At 71.5% G+C, this 19,058-nt stretch carries 15 protein-coding genes and 1 pseudogene; 3 read left to right on the top strand and 13 right to left on the bottom strand.

The features are described 5' to 3' along the window. Positions 1–47 precede the first annotated feature (47 nt). The 12 genes and pseudogenes from rocD to MDN94_RS21390 form a co-directional block, all read right to left on the bottom strand. Positions 48–1,271 carry an ornithine--oxo-acid transaminase gene (gene rocD / locus MDN94_RS21445; RefSeq protein WP_482727500.1) on the bottom strand — a complete coding sequence of 408 codons (1,224 nt, stop codon included), beginning with the start codon at positions 1,269–1,271 and terminating at the stop codon, positions 48–50. Beyond that, positions 1,268–2,098: a dimethylargininase gene (gene ddaH, locus MDN94_RS21440; RefSeq protein ID WP_482727499.1), complete on the bottom strand. Its 831-nt coding sequence runs from the start codon at positions 2,096–2,098 to the stop codon at positions 1,268–1,270. Before ddaH ends, rocD begins: the two co-directional genes overlap by 4 nt. Before the next feature lie 187 nt (positions 2,099–2,285). Next, a pseudogene (locus MDN94_RS21435) lies at positions 2,286–2,920 on the bottom strand (maleylpyruvate isomerase N-terminal domain-containing protein). Further along, complete coding sequence (locus tag MDN94_RS21430; protein ID WP_482727498.1) at positions 2,917–3,756, bottom strand: alpha/beta fold hydrolase; 840 nt, start codon at positions 3,754–3,756, stop codon at positions 2,917–2,919. The pseudogene MDN94_RS21435 and the gene MDN94_RS21430 overlap by 4 nt, the downstream one beginning before the upstream one ends. 86 nt (positions 3,757–3,842) lie before the next feature. Continuing rightward, complete coding sequence (locus MDN94_RS21425; protein WP_482727497.1) at positions 3,843–4,343, bottom strand: Lrp/AsnC family transcriptional regulator; 501 nt, start codon at positions 4,341–4,343, stop codon at positions 3,843–3,845. A 38-nt stretch (positions 4,344–4,381) separates the two neighbouring features. Further along, a complete protein-coding gene (locus MDN94_RS21420; RefSeq protein WP_482727496.1) occupies positions 4,382–5,161 on the bottom strand; it encodes a hypothetical protein in 780 nt (259 codons plus the stop codon). Beyond that, on the bottom strand, positions 5,145–6,743 hold the full coding sequence (locus MDN94_RS21415; protein ID WP_482727495.1) for a vWA domain-containing protein: 1,599 nt from the start codon (positions 6,741–6,743) through the stop codon (positions 5,145–5,147). The genes MDN94_RS21420 and MDN94_RS21415 overlap by 17 nt, the downstream gene beginning before the upstream one ends. Beyond that, on the bottom strand, positions 6,743–7,993 hold the full coding sequence (locus tag MDN94_RS21410) for a hypothetical protein (RefSeq protein WP_482727494.1): 1,251 nt from the start codon (positions 7,991–7,993) through the stop codon (positions 6,743–6,745). The genes MDN94_RS21415 and MDN94_RS21410 overlap by 1 nt, the downstream gene beginning before the upstream one ends. A 136-nt stretch (positions 7,994–8,129) precedes the next feature. Then, positions 8,130–9,032, bottom strand: coding sequence for a DUF8017 domain-containing protein (locus MDN94_RS21405; RefSeq protein WP_482727493.1), 903 nt, complete (start codon positions 9,030–9,032; stop codon positions 8,130–8,132). Between the two features lie 33 nt (positions 9,033–9,065). Continuing rightward, the gene (locus tag MDN94_RS21400; RefSeq protein WP_482727492.1) at positions 9,066–11,504 is read right to left on the bottom strand and encodes an ATP-binding SpoIIE family protein phosphatase; all 2,439 of its coding nucleotides are present in this window, start codon (positions 11,502–11,504) and stop codon (positions 9,066–9,068) included. 215 nt (positions 11,505–11,719) lie between these two features. Further along, on the bottom strand, positions 11,720–14,128 hold the full coding sequence (locus tag MDN94_RS21395) for an MFS transporter (protein WP_482728199.1): 2,409 nt from the start codon (positions 14,126–14,128) through the stop codon (positions 11,720–11,722). A gap of 213 nt (positions 14,129–14,341) precedes the next feature. Beyond that, entirely contained in the window at positions 14,342–14,785 is a 444-nt protein-coding gene (locus MDN94_RS21390; protein WP_364595629.1) for an SRPBCC family protein, read from the bottom strand. 136 nt (positions 14,786–14,921) lie between these two features. On the opposite strand from MDN94_RS21390, the gene MDN94_RS21385 reads away from it, so the two are divergent. From MDN94_RS21385 to MDN94_RS21375, 3 genes are all read left to right on the top strand, one after another. Then, positions 14,922–15,965 (top strand): Rv2578c family radical SAM protein, encoded by a 1,044-nt coding sequence (locus tag MDN94_RS21385; RefSeq protein ID WP_482727491.1) that lies wholly within the window; start codon positions 14,922–14,924, stop codon positions 15,963–15,965. Between the two features lie 115 nt (positions 15,966–16,080). Continuing rightward, the gene (locus MDN94_RS21380; protein WP_482727490.1) at positions 16,081–16,599 is read left to right on the top strand and encodes a GNAT family N-acetyltransferase; all 519 of its coding nucleotides are present in this window, start codon (positions 16,081–16,083) and stop codon (positions 16,597–16,599) included. Between the two features lie 136 nt (positions 16,600–16,735). Continuing rightward, positions 16,736–16,933 carry a hypothetical protein gene (locus MDN94_RS21375; protein WP_482727489.1) on the top strand — a complete coding sequence of 66 codons (198 nt, stop codon included), beginning with the start codon at positions 16,736–16,738 and terminating at the stop codon, positions 16,931–16,933. Positions 16,934–17,070: 137 nt separating this feature from the next. Here the strand turns inward: MDN94_RS21375 and MDN94_RS21370 are convergent, their stop codons facing one another. Beyond that, positions 17,071–19,029 (bottom strand): SulP family inorganic anion transporter, encoded by a 1,959-nt coding sequence (locus MDN94_RS21370; RefSeq protein WP_482727488.1) that lies wholly within the window; start codon positions 19,027–19,029, stop codon positions 17,071–17,073. Positions 19,030–19,058 lie beyond the last annotated feature (29 nt).

The raw sequence follows: 19,058 nt of genomic DNA, 5'->3' as shown, positions 1-19,058 counted from the left end.
GTCACGCCGCGTCCCGGCCGCTCCGGGGAGCGGCCGGGTGCGGCCCGCTAACCGAGGACCTTCTCCAAGGAGGCGAGGGCCGAACCGAGTTCCTCTTGGGTGATGGTCAGCGGCGGCGCGATCCGGATGGTGGAACCGTGGGTGTCCTTCACGAGGATGCCCTCGGCCATCAGCCGTTCGCTGATCTCCCGGCCGCTGCCGATGGCCGGGTCGACGTCGACGCCCGCCCACAGCCCGCGGGAGCGGAAGCCGATCACGCCCTTGCCCACCAGCCCCGTGAGGCCCTCCCGCAGCACCTCGCCCAGGTCGGCGGCCCTGCGCTGGAACTCTCCGGTGGCCAGCAGGTCGACCACGGCGGAACCGACCGCGGCGGCCAGCGGGTTGCCGCCGAAGGTGGAGCCGTGCTCGCCGGGGCGCAGCACGCCCAGCACGTCCCGGCGAGCGACGACCGCGGAGACGGGGACGATGCCGCCGCCGAGCGCCTTGCCGAGCAGCAGCATGTCGGGGACGACCGACTCGTGGTCGACGGCGAGGGTCGTGCCGGTGCGTCCGAGACCGGACTGGATCTCGTCGGCGATGAACAGGCACCCGGCCCGCCGGGTCAGCTCGCGCACGCCCGCGAGGTAGCCGTCGTCGGGGATGAGGACGCCCGCCTCGCCCTGGATCGGCTCGATGAGCACGGCGGCCGTGGTCTCCTCGATCGCGTTCTCGAGCGCGGCCAGGTCGTTGTAGGGCACGATCCGGAAGCCTGGCGTGAAGGGGCCGAAGCCGCCGCGCGCCGACTCGTCGGTGGAGAAGCTGACGATGGTGGTGGTGCGGCCGTGGAAGTTGCCGTCGGCGACGATGATCGTCGCCCGGTCGGGTGCGACGCCCTTGATTTCGTAGGCCCATTTGCGAGCGACCTTGACCGCGCTCTCGACGGCCTCCGCGCCGGTGTTCATCGGCAGGGTCATCTCGAGGCCGGTGAGCTCGGCGAGACCTTCCGCGAAGCCGGCGAGCCGGTCGTTGTGGAAGGCGCGCGAGGTGAGGGTGACCTCGTCGAGCTGGCGGTGGGCGGCGGCGACGAGGCCGGGGTGGCGGTGGCCGAAGTTGAGCGCCGAGTAGCCGGCCAGCATGTCGAGGTAGCGGCGGCCCTCGACGTCCTCGACCCAGACGCCCTCGGCGCGTGCGACGACGACGGGAAGCGGGTGGTAGTTGTGCGCGAGCGCCGTGCTCTCGGCGCGGATGAGCTCCTCGGATGAGCGCTGCGTGCGTACGGGGGTGAGAGTCATGCGCGGATCTCCTGAGTGCAGCACTTGATGCCGCCGCCGGCCTTGTGGAATTCGGACATGTCTACGGGGACGGGCTCGTAGCCGTGTTCGGCGAGCTGTCCGACGAGTGCCTTCGCCTGCGGGGCCACGAGGACGTGGCGGCCGTCGGACACGGAGTTGAGGCCGAAGGCCATGGCGTCCTCGCGTGTGGCGATCACCGCGTCGGGGAACAGCCGCCGCAGCACCGCGAGGCTGCCCGGCGAGAACGCCTCCGGGTAGTAGGCGATGTTCGCGCCTTGCCCGTCGCTCCCGTCGTCGAGGACGAACAGGGCGGTGTCGAGGTGGTAGAAGTACGGGTCGACGAGCCGGAGGCCGATCACGGGTACGCCGAAGAACTCCTGAACCTCGCGGTGCGCCTCGGTGGTCGTCCGGAATCCCGTGCCGGCCAGGATGTGGCCGCCGACGGGGACGAGGTCTCCCTCGCCCTCGCACACCGACCCGGGCCGGTGCATGTCGAATCCCGCGACCTTGAACCAGGCCGCGTACGCCTCTTCCTCCGGCCGGCGCTGCGGCGCGTGGAAGCGGGAGCCGAAGACCTTGCCGTCGAGGACCAGCGCGCAGTTGGCGGCGAAGACCATGTCGGGCAGTTCGGCGTGGGGCTCCACGGACTCGACCTTGTGGCCGAGAGCGCGGTAGGCGTCGGTCAGGGCGTTCCACTGGGACCGGGCGAGGTCCTGATCGACCTCGGTGTTCTCGGTCATCCACGGATTGATGGCGTACTTCACGTCGAAGTAACGGGGTTCGCAGACCAGGTAACGCCTGGGGCGAGGCACGCGGCTGGGTGGCACCCGGGGTTCCTCCCGATTCCTGAGATGGCCGGTGACGACCGGTGACGACCGGTGACGTCTCAACGGTAGGAATCGGGAGGTTCGGGCGACAAGGAACAACCGCTGCGTGTATGCGCAGCAATCCTGCGTCGTACGGCCCCTCGGCGGCGTTTCGCGTCGCCCGCCGGGCCTGCACCACCCGTTCGGGCTATGCGGGCGGCGCGCCGTGCCACCGCCAAGTGACGGGGCGTGGCCGCCCGGGGAGGTCGAGGCGGCCGGTGCACCAGAGCAGCGCGGGCCAGGGTGCGGCGTCCGCGGGGGCGTCGGGGAACAGCCGGGCGAGCACCCGTGAGCAGATGCCGGCGGGCGGGTCCCAGGTGAGGCCGAGCCCGTCGGCGATGTCGTGGGTGTGCACCAGGGTCTCCACGATGCCCATCGCGGCGAAGCCCTCGGCGTCGGACGCACCGAAGACATGGTGGGAACGCACCTGCGGCGATGTCGTGCGCGCCATGGCGACGAGCAGCGCGCCGCCGGCCTCCAGCACCTGGAGCAGCCCGTCGGGGCCCGCCGCGCGATCGGCGTGGACGGAGTTGGCGGGACCGCCGGGCCGGCGGCTCTCGTAGGCGAAGGGCACCTCCCGGTCCAGCGGCGGGGTGCGGGGCCGAGTTGTACGGCGTAGGCGAACAAGTCGTCGGCGAGGTGCTCCACGGTCTCCCAGCAGGTCCACTCGAGGGTGCCCGCGTTGCCGTCCCAGGCCGTCGCGGGTACCTCTCGGAGGGCGGCGACGGCGAGCCGCACGGCGGCGTCGAGGTCGTCGGCGGTGACGGGTGGGCGGCCGTTCACCGCAGGAACGCCGACGTGGCCGCGACGAAACGCTCGGCGTCGTCGAGCCACGGGAAGTGCCCGGCTCCCGGCTGGAGGACGAGCTCGGCCTGTGGGAACAGTCCGGCGACTTCGCTCATGGCGGAGGGCGGGGAGTTGAGGTCGACCTCGCCGGCGAGCACCAGCACCGGCGAGGTGAACCGCCCCAGCGCGGTGCGGGTGGCCTCGGGGTCGTAGGCGCCGTCGGCGCCGAAGGCGGCTGCCGACGCGTCGTTGCGCTGTTCGTCCTCCGCCGCCCGGTGGGCCCGCGCCGCCTCGTCCCAGCGGCCGTAGAAGAAGGGGGCGACGGCCCGCTGGGCGTCGCCGTCCGCCTTTGCGGCGAAGACCTCCTCGAGGGCGGCGAACGCGGTCGGGAACCACGGTTCGTCCTTGCGGAGCAGCGCCGTTTCCCGCCGGGTCTGCGCGGTGACGGTGACGCCGAGTGCCATGACGCTCGGTGTGATCAGGGCGAGTCTGCCGACCCGCTCGGGAAGGGCCGCCGCGTAGAGGGCCACCAGGTTGGTGCCGGCGGAGTGCCCGAGCAGGTCGGCCCGCTCGAGGCCGAGGTGCTTGCGCAGGGCTTCCAGGTCGTCGACGAGCCGGTCGCAGCGGTAGGAGGAGGTGTCCCGCGGCACCTCCGACCGTCCGGTGCCCCGGAGATCGAGCATGATCAGCCGACGGTGCGCGGAGAGCCCTCCGAGGTCGCCCAGGTATGTGGAGTCCCGCATGGGTCCGCCGGGGACGCAGATCAGGGGCGCGCCGTGCCCGGACACCCGGTAGGAGAGACGGGTTCCGTCGTGCGCGGAAAAGGTAGGCATGGGCCGAGACCCTTTCACCGGCGGTCCGGCAGGGCAACCGGGTTCTGTGCGCCTGCCGGAGAGGGGTCCACATGACGGACATGGGGTCACATGCCGGCGTCGCCACTCGTCGCGGCGCGGCCGGCGCCGGCCTCCGGGCTGCCTGTCAGCAGGTGGGACAGCACCATGTAGCTGATCGTCTTGCGGATGAACGGCTCGGCCCGGATGCGTTCGAGGACCTCTTCGAAGTGCTCGACGTCCGTCGCCCGTACGTGCAGCAGCGCGTCCGCGCCGCCGGTCACCGTCATCGCGGCCGTGATCTCCGGGTGGTTGCGCACGACTTCGGCGAGCCGCCGGGGCGGGGCGGCGCCGTCGCAGTACACCTCGACGTAGGCCTCGGTGGCCCAGCCGAGCGCGGCGGGACGCACCGTGGTGGTGAAACCGGTGATGATGTCGTTCTCGCGCATCCGGTCGACCCGGCGCTTGACCGCCGTGGCCGACAGCCCGATCGCCGAGCCGATCTCCGTGAAACTGGTCCGCGCGTTCTGCACCAGGGCCGCGACGATCTTGCGGTCGAGATCGTCGAACGGCGCGGATCTGTTCGTCATGTCAAGGTTCCTCCGGACGGCCCTGTCGCGCGCGGACCCTATCGGAAGATTGCCATGGCCTGCACTTCCAGCACCGCTTCCTCGGAGTTCCAGTCCTGGACCTTGCCGAGGCAGCGGGCGGAGAACGTGCCGCTCGGCACCTGGTTGCGCAGCCCTTCGGTGGCGCAGGTGACCCGTACGCGCGGCCCCGCGGCCGGGTCCTCGGGGTCACCGTACGGCGCGAGGAACACCGTGGACTCGGGCGACTCGTCGATCTTTCGGAAGCGGCCGCGGATGAGCACGAAGTCCTCGATGTCCCGCAGCCGTACATCCTGCTGGGAGGAGCGGCCCTCACCGCCGGGCCGGTTCGCCAGTGCCCGGGTGAGTGCCGCGTTGCGTCTGACCGTGCCGCCCGCGAGGTCGACATGGACGATGACGTCGTTCTCCTCGAGCACGTCCATGATGATCCCGATCACCGAGATGGGTTCCGCGACTTCCATGTACTTGCTGACGATCTCGCTGTTGTCACGCCTCCCCCCGCCTGCGCTCAGTCCGAAGACGGTGGCTCTGATGGTGCCGTCCTTGCTGTCGCTGGTCCGCTGCTCGACCTCCTTTCGCAGCGCCGCCGCGTAACCGCGCATCTGGTAGTGGTCCATGACGGACCGGTCGTGGAGGTAGAAGCAGATGCTGTAGGTGAGGTTCCGGGCCCCGCCGCGCCGGCCGGCTGCCAGCCGTGCGGCGGCGAGGACGAGCAGTGCCCCCGCCCCCGCGGCAGTCAGGAGCCACAGCAGCATCCAGGGCCACCAGACGCTCCACCACATCTCAGTGAACACACCCACGGATCTCCTTGAACGCGCTGAGAAGGGACCGGTCGGTGGCGTCGACCATGCGGCCGCCCGTCGCCCGTGCCCCTCGGTCGAGTTCCCTCGTGTCCGCCTCGCCGTAGCGGATCGTGTACGTGCGCACCCGGCGGGCGTCCTCCGGCAGCCGCGCGTGCCCACGGACGAAGGCGTCCACGTCCATGCCGGCGTTGTTCTCACCGTCCGTCATCAGCACGATGGAGATCCGCCGTTCCGGCCTGTCCCGCGGCTCGCGGGCCACGGTGCGGTACGCGTGGTCGAGCGAGGACCATATGGCGGTGGATCCGGCGAAGTCGTCGGACGCCACGACCTCGCGCAGCCGCTCCAGGTCCCGCTGCCCCTCGTAAGTGATGTTGCGCTCCTCGAGCACGCGGCCGCCGAACCGCATCACGGTGAGCGTCTCGCCCCGGTAGAAGCGGACGAACTTTCCCGAGGCCGAGTCGTCGCCGCCGGCGAGACCGTCGATGGTCTCGCGCAGTGCCGCGATGCGTTCGCCCCGCATCGAGCTGGAGAAGTCGAGGACGAAGATCACCTGGGCCGCCCGGTCCCGTTCCGGGTCGCCGTAGTCCGCGAGGAGACGATCGACGACCTTCTGATCGTCCGGGAAGTACAGTGCGTTGCCGACCGGCTCACGCAGCCGGTCGATCCGGGGCACACCGGGGTCGATCGGCCGGCGCAGAGTGCGTTCCATGATCTTCTTCTGGACGGGTCCGCTGCGCAGCCAGTCGACGAGCCTGTCGTAGGCCGCCCGCTTGGAGGGGTCGAGCAGCAGGACCGGATAGTCGGAGAGCACCATGCCGTCCCTGGGATAGACGATCTCCAACGGCTCGCGGAGCTTGCCGCTGCTGTTGAGCGCCAGCAGTTCGGACTCGTAGGTGATCAGCCCGTTCAGTTCGTCCTGGCGCGCGACGTAGCCGTCGGCGAGCTCCCCGGAGGCGTCGCCGGTGAGGAGGTGCCCGGCGAAGAAGCCGTGCAGCCGCTCACAGGAGACGTCCTGCGGACGCAGAGCGGTACCCGTGCCCGCGGCGGCCGTCGCCACCCCGACGAGGGCCGCGAGACCGCTGTTGGTGTGCCGCGGGTCGGCCATGCCGAAGCGCAGCGATCCGTCCGCCGCGGCGTCGGCGGCGTCCGCCCAGGAGATCCGGCCGCCCGCCGCGGCCCGGCGCAGCCTGTCGGCCGTGGCCCGCTTCACGCCGAGGACGACGGGCGAGCGCATGATGTTGGTGGCCAGCGGTTTCTCCCCGTGCCCGCCGTTCGCCTTGACCTTGAGCAGGTAGTAGCGGTCGGAGGAGAGCCAGGCGACGTCGTGCCGGGGGCGGCCTTCGTGCGCCGCGAGTTCGTTGCTGGCGTCCACCGTGCCCCGGTGTTCCATCTCGAGCGTGATGCCGGTGTCGCGGCGCAGGTCGTCGAGCAGGGGGGCCATGTCGGCGAGCTCGGAACTGGCCAGCACGCGCAGGGTCACCGGCTCGGGGCCGCCGGGCGCGCAGGCCGTGGCCGCGGCGAGCCACAGGCCCGCCATGCACAGGGCGATCAGCGAGATCGCCCGGCGCCGGGGCCTCATCAGGGCCGCCCCGGCAGGACGTCGGCCGGGGGACAATCGCCCACGACGGAGATCATCCTCTCCAGGTAGCGAAGCCTCGGCATCGCGGTCCGGGTGTCGTCGCCTTCCGTCGCGGGGGTGGGGACGCCGCGCTCCTCGAGGAACCGCGTCAGCTGGTCCCCGGCGACCTGCCCCGTCGGATCGAGGATACGGAAGCCCAGCTCCATGGCGCGCTGCCGCAGTTCGGGGTCGTGCGTGATCAGTTCGCCGAGCCGATCGCCGTCCTTGTTGAGGGCGATGAACTGCGGCTGGGTGACGAACTGTCCGGAGGGGTAGAGAAGGACCCGCTGCTCGTCGAGTTTCTTCGACCGTGCCTTGTAGTTCAGCTGGTAGGCCAGGTACTGGTGCTCGTAGGCCACCACCACGGGCGCGATGTTCTTGCCCTCCGGCGATACATAGGTGCGGAACACGTCCGCGGCGGGCAGGCCCTGTTCCAGCAGGTGCTTGATCTCGCGGCCGCGCGCGTCGGCCTCCTGGTCGGTGTCGGGCACCTCGTCGCCGTCGCCGTGCCAGGTGAACGCCACCAGGGCGAGGTAGGTGCCTGCCGAGTTGGAACCGCAGACGTCGGGGGTCTGCGCGACGATGCGGTTGGCGTTGGCGATACCGTGCCGCTCGATGCCGATGTCGTCCCAGCGCCTCTTGTCGTGAATGTGGCGCAGGAACCCGGCCATGTCCAGGACGTAGTAGGGCGGCTGGTCCGCGACCGCTCCCGTCCCCCGGTGCGCCTTGGCCACGCCCGCGTCCTCGAGCGTTCTGGCGTACTCCCGGTAGGTGGCCAGCACGATGGGGCTGACGAAGGGACGGTGCACCTTGGCGTACTGGTTGCTCTTGGCCCGTTCGGCGGTGATCAGGTCCCCGGCAGGCTGACCGGAGGGGAAGACGAAGTCGTACGAGGAGATGTCCCGGATCGCGACCTCCCGCGAACCCGACGCCGTGATGTGGACCCGTATGTGATGCTTCATCAGAATTCGCTGGACCTCTTCGTCCTCGAAGAAGTCCCGCTTGGACGCCATCTTCCCTTCCAGGGTGATGACGGCCTGGAAGGGCAGCAGGACGTTCCCGGACACGGCCAGCACGGCGACGCCTGTCAGCACGGCCGCCAGCAGGGGCAGAACGACGAGGAGGAAACCGCGCCTCGACCATGACGAGCGCGACTCACGCTTGATGCCCAGCCGCGGTTCCGCTGTGACCCGTCTCTCTCCGACAGCCACGGGCGCTCCCCCTTCGTCCCCCGCGTCACCTCGGGAACAGCCTTACCCTTCCGGGCGGCTCCAGTACGACAACTCGGCCAATATTCGGTGAACAACTCCGTTGGGGTGAAGCCGTGTTGGCCGACAGGCGCACCCGTCAGCCGTCGGCCAGGCGGACTGTGCTCAGGACCTTGCGGACGACTCCGTCCGGCACCTCCTCGCCTACCCCCTTCGCTCCTACGAACGTCCAGGAGACGATGTCGCCCTCCGGGCTCTTGAAGGCGAAGGCGGTCGCCTTTCCGTCGGTGTCGCACTTGCCCCCGGGTTCGACGCCCGTGGAGGAGGCGGTGGCCACACTGCCGGTGATGCCTGAGGCGGTGGTGTACGGCTCTGCCGCGCCCTTGGTCACCTTGGCCTTGTCCGGCTGGGTGTAGCCGCCGTACACCCACAGGGAGGCGTTGTCGCGGGCGGCCTCCTGCGGCGTTCTCGCCCCGCGTTCGCCGCGGGAGCCGGCGGCGGCGAGCCAGGTCTCGTCGGACGAGCCGTCCAGGTCCGCGTCGGAGACGCACCACTTCTCCTTGAGCATCGCCGGAGCGGAGAAACCGACGAGGGGGATCTCCTGCGGGTCCCCGTCGTCGGCGACATAGGTCGCCCACGACGTCGGCTTCAGGCCCCACTCGGGCGGCACGTCAAAGACGATGCCGGTCCTCGGGTTCGTCACGGTCCGCCAGCCGGGCACGGTCGGCTGCTCGCCGGCGTCCGTACGGGCGTCGTCCGCCGCAGGTGCGGAGAAGGCAGGGGCGGGCGGACGGGCGCTGTCGTCACCGTCGCCGCCGAGGACCAGATATCCGGTGACCGCGGCGGCCACGACGACGACCGCGGCCGCGACCACGGCGACGACCATGACGGTCCCGCGGCGCTCGCGGACGGATGCGGCGGGGCCGGCGGGCTGCGTGGGCATGTCCCACCGCTGCCGGGGGTCGCCCGACGGCCCGTAGGGACCGGGCTGCGGGTGGCGCGGGCGCTGCCCGCCTTCCGGGTGCTGTTGTCCAGGACTCATGAGCGGCAACCCTAGAAGGCGCGCCGGAGCGCCTCAGGGGAGGGGCAGTTCGAACCAGACCGTCTTGCCGCCCGCGGTGCGGTTCGTGCCCCACTCCCGCGACAGGGCGCTCAGCACCCGCAGACCGCGCCCGCCGTCCTCGTCGGGGCGGGCGTCCAGCAGGGTCGGCAGGGTGTGGTCGTCGTCCGCCACCTCGCACAGCAGCGAATCGGCCCGTACGAGCCGCAGTTCGGCGCGGCGGCCGGAGGCGTGCCGCACCGCGTTGGCGACGACCTCGCCGACCAGGAGTTCCGCCGTGCCGGTGAGCTTCCCGAGCCCCCAGGCGTTCAGCTGTCCTCGCACCAGTCGCCGTGCTCTCGCCGCCTCCCGCGGCTCGAGCGAGAGGTCCCAGGTGGCGACGGAGCCGGGATCGATGCCGTTCAGCCGCGCCATCAGCAGGGCGACGTCGTCCTTGCGCCCGCCACGCGTGTTCAGCGCGCGGATGATCGTGTCGCAGGCCTCGTCCATCGACGCCGCGGGGTGCGCGGCGGACTCGCAGAGCGTCGCGAGACCCACGCCGATGTCCTCGCCGCGTACCTCCACCAGCCCGTCGGTGCACATCACGAGCCGGTCGCCGGGCGACACCGCGACGCGGACACTGCGGAAGGGCACCCCGCCCACCCCGATGGGCGCTCCCGAGGGCAGTTCCAGCAGTTCGCTGCGGCCGTCGGCGGCGCGGACGAGCACCGGGGGCACATGGCCCGCGTTGGCCAGCTCCAGCTCGCCGCGGACCGGGTCGTACACCGCGTAGACACAGGTGGCCAGGTAGTGCTCGCCGAGGCGCTGGGCGAGGTCGTCGAGGTTGCGCAGGAGTTGGGCGGGCGGCAGGTCGAGCGCCGCCATCGTCTGCACCGCGGTACGCAACTGGCCCATCATCGCGGCCGAGTTGAGCCCGTGACCCATCACGTCGCCGACAACGAGCGCGGTGCGTGAGCCCGGCAGCTTCACGGAGTCGAACCAGTCACCGCCGACCCGGCCCAGCATCGTGCCCGGCAGATAGCGGGTCGCCGTGTCGCAGCCCGCCGTGCGTGGGGCGACCTGCGGCAGCATCGAATCCTGGAGCGTCTCCGCGACGTTCTCCTGGTAGGTGTACATACGGGCGTTGTCGAGCACCAGCCCCGCACGGGCGGCCAGTTCTGCGCCGGTGACCCGGTCCATGTCGTTGAACAGGGGCCGTTCGGGGTGGCGCAGCAGGATCATGCAGCCGAGGACCACGTTGCGTGCCTTGAGCGGTGCGACCAGCATGGATCGGCCGTTGATCAGCGGGCGCATGTCCCGCTTGTCGAACTGCTCGGCCATGGCGGTGCCCATCTCCTCCGTGATCCGCGGCACCAGGACCGGCTCACCGGAGACCATGCACTGGAAGAACGGGGTGTGGGCGGGGAACGGCATGGACTCGCCGACGGGGACGATGTCGTCCCAGCGGCCGGGCTCGTCGACGTGCTCGAACGCCACCCGGTGCCACATGGTCGTCGCGTCGGGGTCCCCGTCGCAGAAGCCCTCGCCGGCGACGACCTCCTCCCGCAGATAAGTGCACGCCACGTCGCTGAAACGGGGCACGATCGCGGAGCTGATCTCCCGGACGGTGCGGGCGAGGTCCAGTGAGGAGCCGATCCGGCCGCTGACCTCGTTCAGGAACTCCAGGCGTTCGCGCACCGCGGCGTATTCGAGGTCCGGCCCGAGCTCCGCCTCCTCCACGGGATGCCCGGCCGCGAGCGCATGCTCGGCAGCCTGCTGCCGTGCCCTGCGGGCGGCGCGGCGGGGCACGCCCCAGTCGGGGGTGACGGGCACCCGGTCGTGGTGGCTGAACTCGAGGACGGGGTAGCCGAGGTCGAGGATCCGGGAGACGATCCGCGTCGACTCCCGCACGCTCATGCTGGGCAGGATCTCCGGGAGCCGGCGCGCCAGTTCCTCGGCGCCGGGGAATTCGGTGTGCAGGGCGAAGCCGGGCGCGATCCGTTCGACGCTGCCTTCATCGGTCCCGAGCCGCCCTGCGTCCGCCGCGAGGACGAGCAGCCGCTCCTCGCCGGGGCCCACCATCGGATACGCCCACCACAGCACGTCGACCCGGTCCTGGCCCGGTTCGGAGACCCGGGCACGGCCGGCCGTCGGATAAGCGGTGAGCCCGCCCAGGCACGCGTCCAGGCCCTGCCCAAGCCCGCTGTACGCGCTGCATGCGGGGCAGGGGCCGATGCCGTCGCCGTCGTGCTCCGCCTCATGGTCGCAGTCCTCACCGGCCAGGGCGCCGGAGACCGGCAGCAGTTCGACGGCCGGACGCCCGAGCGCCTCCGCCTTCGTGGGGCCGAAGAGGCGTCGCGCACCGGTGGACCAGTGCGACACCAGGCCGTCACCGTCCACGACGATCACGGCAAGCGGAATCCGTCCGGCCACCGGGTACCGCTGTCGGGGCACCGGCGGAACGCCACTGTCCACGAGTGGATGCTCCTTCCCCGCCGCCAGGAGACAACGGCCTTGTTCACCACGGTAGGGGTATCTCCACGCCTGGCGCCGGGCGTTGGTGGAAGAGGTCGTGCGCCCGCGCGAAGCCGGCGGACGGCCGAGCGGGCGCAGGCCTCCCGGGGCGCCGGCGAGCCGCGCAGCGTGCGCCCTCTCACCCCGCAGCTGGGAAGGGGCGCCGGGCCCTGGAGTCAGTCGGCGTGACCGAGTTGCAGGTCGCGCTCGGTGCGCCCGCCGCCGGCGACCTGCAGCACGGTCGCGACCGGCGGGTAGCCCGACGCGATGACCGTGTACTCGCCCGACGACAGGTCGACGAAGCGGAATGTGCCGTCGGGCCCGGTGGTGAGCGTGTCGACCACGTTGCCGGCCGCGTCGAGCAGGGTCACGCGGGCGTCGTCGACCGGCCGGCCGTCGCCCGCCCGCACGGTTCCGCGCAGCACGGCCCCGCCGGCCAGCTCGATGTCCTGGCGGGTCTCCCGGGACGCCTGCACGCTGACGGGGTGTGCGGCGGGCCGGAAGGCGGGGGCGCTGGCCGCCAGGGTGTATTCCCCCGCCACCAGTTCGCTGATCACATAGCTGCCCTCGCGCCCGCTGCGGGTGGTGGCCACGACCTCGCCGCGCACGTCGGTGAGGGTGACGGCAGCGTCCCGTACGGGGCTGCCGTCGGCCGTGACGACCATCCCGGCGAGGCGGCCGGCTCCGCCGAGGACAACGTCGAGGTCCACGGGCCGCTCGCCCACGGTGACCGTGACGGCCTGGGGCTGGTGGCCGCCGGCCGCCGCGATCATCACGTACGCCCCCGGACCGGGGGCGCTCAGCGCGTACCGGCCGTCCTCGCCGCTCGCGCCCCGGCCGATCTGGGTGCCCTGCACGTCGATCAGGGTCAGTGCGGCGCGCGGGACGCTGGTGCCGTCGTGGTGCTGGACACTGCCGCAGACGGGTACACCGGGCTGGTACGGAGCGGCCGGCTGCCCTGCTGCGGGCGCGGGGGCGGTGCGGGCGTGCGGCACGGCGGCGTCGGCGGGGGCGTAGTGGGACACCAGTGGTCTCTCCTTGAGGAAGAAGGCGATGAGCAGGCCGAGGACGAGCACCGGCACGAGGTAGAGGAAGATCCGTGGCATCGCGTCGGCGTAGGCCTGCACGTACGCGTCGCGCAGTGCGGGCGGCATGGCGTGCACCAGCTGCGGAGTGATGGCGGCCGGGTCGGGCAGGCCCGCGCCGGCCGGGACGCGGTCGGCGAGCGCGTCGGTGAGCCGGTCGGCGAAGAGCGTGCCGAAGACGGCGGCGCCGACGCTGCCGCCGATCTGGCGGAAGTAGTTGTTGGCGCTCGTCGCGGTGCCGAGGTCGGCGGGCGGCACGGCGTTCTGCACGGCGAGGATCAGGACGGGCATCGCCAGGCCGATGCCGACACCGAGGACCGCCTGCCCGATGCTGTACTCGAGCCGAGAGGTGTCCACCTCCAGCCGGGACAGCAGCCACATGCCGACGACCGAGATCGCGCTGCCGAGCACGGGGTAGACCTTGTAGCGACCGGTGCGGCTGATGAGCCTGCCGGAGACGATCGAGGCGACGACGACCCCGCCCATCATCGGCAGCATCAGCAGGCCCGACTCGGTGGCGCTGGCCCCGTCGACCATCTGGAGGAAGGTCGGCAGATAGCTGGCGGCGCCGAAGAGGGCGATGCCGACGACCGCGCCGACGAGCGAGGTGATGTTGAAGACGGAGTCCTTGAACAGGCGCAGCGGGATGATCGGTTCGGGTGCGTAGCGCTCGACGACGAGGAGGAGCACGGTACTTGCCGCGGCGCCGGCGCCGAGTCCGAGGATCACGCGGGAGCCCCACGCATACTCGGTGCCGCCCCAACTGGTGAGCAGCACCAGGCAGGTGGAGGCGGCGGCGAGGAACAGGGCGCCGAGGACGTCGAGTCGGGCCCTGCCCTCGGGCCTGGGCAGTTTGAGGACCACGCTGACGACGACCAGGGTGATCAGGCCGAAGGGGACGTTGAAGTAGAAGCACCAGCGCCAGGAGGCGTGATCGGTGAAGAACCCGCCGAGCAGCGGACCGGCGACGGAGGCAAGCCCGAAGGCGGCGCCGATCAGCCCCATGAAGCGGCCGCGTTCACGAGGCGGCACGATGTCGGCGATGATCGCCTGCACACCGATCATGAGCCCGCCGGCGCCGAGCCCCTGGACGGCGCGGAAGGCGATCAACTCGTTCATGGTGCGCGACCAGCCGGCCAGGGCGGAGCCGACGACGAAGACGACGATGGCGAACTGGAAGACGCCCTTGCGGCCGTAGAGGTCGCCGAGCTTGCCGTAGATGGGCAGACCGATGGTGGCGGTGAGCAGATACGCGGTGATCGCCCACGACATCCGGTCCAGCCCGTGCAGCTCACCGACGATCTTCGGGAGCGCGGTGGCGACGATCATCTGCTCGAGCGCTGCGAGCAGCAGCGCGAGCATCAGGCCCGTGAACACGAGCCGTACGCGGCGGGGGCCGAGCGGCGCGGGGGCGCTCTCCGCGGCGTGCGGCGGCGGGTCCGCGGGTCCGGCGGAGGCCGGCCCGGCCTGCTCGTCCTGCACCAGAGTGATGCCGCCCACGTCCCTGCTCCCCTCGTCGCACTGCGCGGCGTCATTCTTCGCATTGCGCATGAAGAGGGAGCAAGTCGGTCACGATCCCGGCCAGGCGTTCGAGAGCCCCTCAACACGCCCCGCAGGGGGCGCATTTGGGGTGCCCACCAGCGGCTTTCCCCGGACCCGGCGCGCGCCGGGCGCACTACCGGGCCCCGGGGAAGACCACTCGAACCGGTGAGGTTACTTCTCCACGTTCGCGGCGAGGTTGGCGAGCACCGCGTCGTAGATCCGGCCGAGCCCCTTGGGGGCGAAGGTCTTCTCGAAGAAGCCGCCGATGCCGCCCGCGCCGTTCCAGACGGTCCGCACGACGACCCGGGACTTCCCCTCGCCGGCCGGGGTGACCGTCCAGGTGGTGACCATGGAGGAGTTGCGGTCCTTCTCGACCAGTTCCCCGTCCTTCGGCTCCGTGACCTCGAGCAGACAGTCCCGGACACGCTTGCTGGTCGCCTGGAGCTTCCAGTGGACGAGGGTGCCCTCGCCGTCGCCGCCCTCACGAACCTCGTACTCGCTGAAGTGCTCGGGCAGGAGCTTCGCGCGGGTGTTCTCGTAGTCGGCCACGGCATCGAACACCGTCTCCGCGTCCGCCGCGACGATCCGTTCCGTGGTGGCTTCGACCTGCGCCATTTCGTTGCTCCTCCAGCACTAGCTCCAGCGGGATGCGGCTAGCCAACCACTTCGGGCCCGGGCCCCCAAATCGCGCTTGCGGCGATCATGGGAACAGGTGTTCTATTCTGGGGTCAGTGCGAACGAGGAGGCACCCATGCGCTGGGACAATCTGGCAGAAAGCCCCGCCACATCAGGGGACGCCGCCCTGTTCGGGACGTCGGCCGTCACCACCCGGACCTTCGACACGCCCGAGTTCAGGGGCATCACCTTCCACGAGGTGCGCGCCCGTTCGATCCTCAACCGGGTGCCCGGAGCGTCCCGGATGCCGTTCGAATGGACGGTGAACCCGTACCGCGGCTGCTCCCATGCCTGCGTGTACTGCTTCGCCCGCAAGACCCACAGCTACCTGGACCTCGACACCGGCATCGGCTTCGACTCCCAGATCGTCGTCAAGGTCAATGCCCCCGAGCTGCTGCGCCGCCAGCTCGCCTCCCGGCAGTGGCAGGGGGCGCACATCGCCATGGGCACCAACGTCGACTGCTACCAGCGCGCCGAGGGCCGCTACCGGTTGATGCCCGGCATCATCTCCGCGCTGCGCGACCACGCGAACCCGTTCTCCATCCTCACCAAGGGCACCCTGATCCTGCGCGACCTGGACCTGCTGCGGCAGGCCGCGGAGGTCACCGAGGTCGGCGTGTCCGTCTCCGTCGGCTTCACCGACCGCGAGCTGTGGCGCACCGTCGAACCCGGCACCCCCTCCCCCGAACGCCGGCTCGACGCCGTACGCACCCTCACCGACCACGGCATCGGCTGCGGTGTCCTGATGGCGCCGGTCATCCCCTTCCTCGGCGACCGTCCGGACCAGCTGCGCGCGACGGTCCGGGCGATCGCCGACGCCGGGGCCACCTCCGTCACCCCGCTCGTGCTGCACCTGCGGCCGGGCGCCCGCGAGTGGTTCATGACCTGGCTGCGCGAACACCATCCGCACCTGGTGGCGCGCTACGAACGTCTCTACGCCGAAGGCGCCTACGCGCCGCGGTGGTACCAGCGCCGGATCACCCGGCATGTGCACGAACTCGCCGCGGAGTTCGGCATCGGCCCGGCCTCCCGGCCCGACGGGCACCGGCGCCTGCCGGTACGCGGCGAACCGGCGACCCTGCCCACCGGCGACGAACCCACCCAGCTGACACTGCTGTGACCCGCAGTCACCGGCGGGTGACGGATTATTGGTGGCGTCGGCGAGAGCCGGCGGGCAGTGTGCTGTTCGGAACGGCGAGGGAGGGCGCGTACCGATGACGGTGAAGGTGCGGCACATGACCATCGACGACTGCGAGGCGGTGGCGGCGATCCGCGTGGGCGGGTGGCGCTACGCGTACGCCGGGCTGATGCCCCAGTCGTATCTGGACGCCATGAGCGTCGAGGAGGACGCGGTACGCCGGCGCCGGTACCTGGCCGACGGCACCGAGGTCACCGACGTGGTCGCGGAGCGGGACGGGAACGTGATCGGCTGGGGCTGCTTCGGACCGGCCAGGGACGAGGACGCCCCGCCCGGAACATGCGAGCTCTACGCCCTCTACGTGCTGCCCGAGCGGATATCTTCCGGCGTCGGCCACGCGCTGACGGCAGAGCTGACCGGTCGGGCACGGGCGAGCGGCTTCAATCTGATGCAACTGTGGGTCCTCAAGGAGAACGCACGCGCCCGCCGCTTCTACGAGCGGGCCGGATTCCTGCCGGACGGCAGGGAGGAGCCCTTCGAGGTCGACGGCGTCGCCGTCCCCGAAGTGCGCTATGCACGGTGGCTGGCGGCACCCTCGGCGGCCCCCGGCGCCTGAGCCTCGGCCAGGTGCGCCGCCGCAAATCCCACCGGCGCAGGGGATCGTCCGGGCCCGCCCCCTTTTTTGCTCTTTCCGCAAGGAACTTTGTCAGATCGCCCGCGGCGGAGGCACGTTGGTGTCGGAGGTGGTCACGATGACCCGACATTCCCGGCCCGGTCCGGAACCCACGCCTCGTCCGGAGAGGGTCGGCGCCGGCATGATCGCCGACCTCGACCCCGGTCCCGTCGAGGAGACCCGCCGCTCCGCGGGGGCCCACAACGATCCCTTCTCCCCCGAATCCGAAGCCCGGGTGTGCGAACGGGTCCTGGGCGACCGCCGCCACGGCCTGTGAGACAAGGCAAGGCCACGACTGGACCGTCCTGACCGACGGGACCCGGCCCCGGCCCCGTCGGCGCCACCACACCCACGACGCCGCCCCACGGGCGCAACGCCTGCGGTGACCCGCCGACGGTCCCGGGGCCGGACGTGTCAGCCGAGGCCGTCGAAGACGCCGTACGGGCCGGGAGCCCGGGCATCGCGACGGCCACCTCCGGCGGGGTTCCACCGGCTCATGTCGCCGCCGTGCGCATCCCCTTGGACGGCGGCGGCGCCACGGCGGGCGGCCTCACCCACGTATGCCTGCTCCCACTCGCCGACATCGAACGCTTCCGTCGTGGCGGTGCCCGTGAATTCCCGTTCCGGAGCGAAGGGTTCGGCGTCGGTACGAGGCGGGGCGGCCACCCGGCCAGCGGCCGGCCGCTCCATGCGGTACGGGAGGTCCGGCAGCTCCTCCCCCGCCACCCGGGGCACGCCGTCTCCGTGCGGCGGTCCGCCGGGCTCCACCGCGGGAGCACCCATCGGGCCGCTCGGGAGCAGCAGTTCCACCCGGACCGTTCCGCTTCTGCGCTGCTGGGCGACGAACTCGTCGATCTGGGTTCGGCAGGCGTGGTCGAGGTGGGTCATGGCCGTGAGGTCGAGCCGGATCCGTGGGCTGCCGGCCGCGGCGACGGCGTCGAGCGCGTCGAGCAGCTGCGGGAGCCTGATGAAGGTGGCGCTGCCGGTCATCGTGAGTTTGGCCGTGTCCCCGTCGGTGCTGTGCCGCACGGTGGTCCGGGACATGCGGAGCACGGCGAGCACGACCCCCGCGGCCAGACCGATGAGGACGCCTTCCAGCAGAGCCGTACCGAAGATGGCGAAGGTGGTGACGACCATCACGACCGCCTCCCCCTTGTCCTGTTTCCACAGCCGCGGGAACTGTTCCGGCGCGAGGAGTTTCCAGCCGCTGTGCACCAGCACACCGGCCAGCACCGTGATGGGGATCAACGCGAGGAGGCCGGGCAGCAGCAGCGCGAAGCCCAGCAGCCACAGGCCGTGCAGGGTGCGGGAGAGCCGTGTCCTCGCTCCGGCCTGGACGTTGGCCGAACTGCGCGCGACCACGGCCGTCATGGGCAGTGCGCCCAGGGAGCCGCACACCGTGTTGCCGACGCCCTGGGAGAGCAGTTCGCTGTTGTAGCGGGTGCGGGGACCGGTGTGCATACGGTCCACGGCGGCGGCGGTGAACAGGCTCTCCGCCGAGGCGATCACCGTGAAGGTGAGCACGGTGGCCAGCACGGCCGGGTCGGCCAGTGAGGCGAACTCGGCGGCGCCGGGAAAGTGCACGGCGGCCGTCAGATCGCCCACGCGCAGGGTGTCGATCCGCACCCCCGGGAGCGCGGCCACGGCCATTCCCACGGCGACCGCGACGAGCGGAGCCGGCACCTTGGCCACGGGGCCGGGAACCTTCTTCCAGACGAAGCACAGCGCCACGGTCGCGAGTCCGAGCGCCGTGGCGATCAGCGCGTCGGTCGTACTCAGGGCCGTGGTGAGCAGACCGGGCAGGCCCAGTGCGTTCTCCACGGGAGTACCCGGAGCCTTGCTGTCGGCCAGCACATAGGACTGGCTGATCATGAGGGGCAGGCCGATGCCCGCCAGCATGCCCTGGACGACGGCGACGGAGATCGCCTGGAACATCCGGCCGAGCTTGACGAGCGCGAGGGCGATCTGGAGGACTCCTGACGCCAGCACGATGACGCCGAGCGTCGCCGCTCCGTGCGCGGCGATGGCCTCCGCGACCAGCGCGGCGAGCCCTGCCGCGGGTCCGCTCACCTGAAGGGTGCTGCCGCGCATCAGGCCGACGAGCAGCCCGCCGACCACACCGGAGACGATGCCGAGTTCGGCGGGCGCGCCGGAGGCGACAGCCACTCCGATGCACAGGGGCAGGGCGACGAGGAAGACGACGAACGACGCCACGATCTCGGTCACAAGTGAGGCCCCGCGCAGTTCTTCGGCGAGCGTGGGGCGCCGGTCCACGGGCGCGCCGCCAGGGCGGCGCCCGGCGGCGGGACGGGTGGGGAAGGTCCTGCTCGGGGGGCGTGCGTGACGGGCGCGTTTTCGGGTGGGGGAAGTCATGAAGGGAGTCCTTTGGGGGAGCCGTTCGG

The sequence above is a fragment of the Streptomyces sp. WAC00040 genome, from assembly GCF_056835925.1.
This window is presented reverse-complemented; position numbering and strand designations above follow the sequence as displayed.

Coding starts and splice junctions, on each gene's coding strand:
- MDN94_RS21375 (WP_482727489.1), top strand. CDS start 16,736: ATGACCCGACATTCCCGGCCCGGTCCGGAACCCACGCCTCGTCCGGAG.
- MDN94_RS21430 (WP_482727498.1), bottom strand. CDS start 3,756: ATGCCTACCTTTTCCGCGCACGACGGAACCCGTCTCTCCTACCGGGTG.
- MDN94_RS21405 (WP_482727493.1), bottom strand. CDS start 9,032: ATGAGTCCTGGACAACAGCACCCGGAAGGCGGGCAGCGCCCGCGCCAC.
- MDN94_RS21390 (WP_364595629.1), bottom strand. CDS start 14,785: ATGGCGCAGGTCGAAGCCACCACGGAACGGATCGTCGCGGCGGACGCG.
- MDN94_RS21425 (WP_482727497.1), bottom strand. CDS start 4,343: ATGACGAACAGATCCGCGCCGTTCGACGATCTCGACCGCAAGATCGTC.
- MDN94_RS21370 (WP_482727488.1), bottom strand. CDS start 19,029: ATGACTTCCCCCACCCGAAAACGCGCCCGTCACGCACGCCCCCCGAGC.
- MDN94_RS21385 (WP_482727491.1), top strand. CDS start 14,922: ATGCGCTGGGACAATCTGGCAGAAAGCCCCGCCACATCAGGGGACGCC.
- MDN94_RS21380 (WP_482727490.1), top strand. CDS start 16,081: ATGACCATCGACGACTGCGAGGCGGTGGCGGCGATCCGCGTGGGCGGG.
- rocD (WP_482727500.1), bottom strand. CDS start 1,271: ATGACTCTCACCCCCGTACGCACGCAGCGCTCATCCGAGGAGCTCATC.
- MDN94_RS21415 (WP_482727495.1), bottom strand. CDS start 6,743: ATGAGGCCCCGGCGCCGGGCGATCTCGCTGATCGCCCTGTGCATGGCG.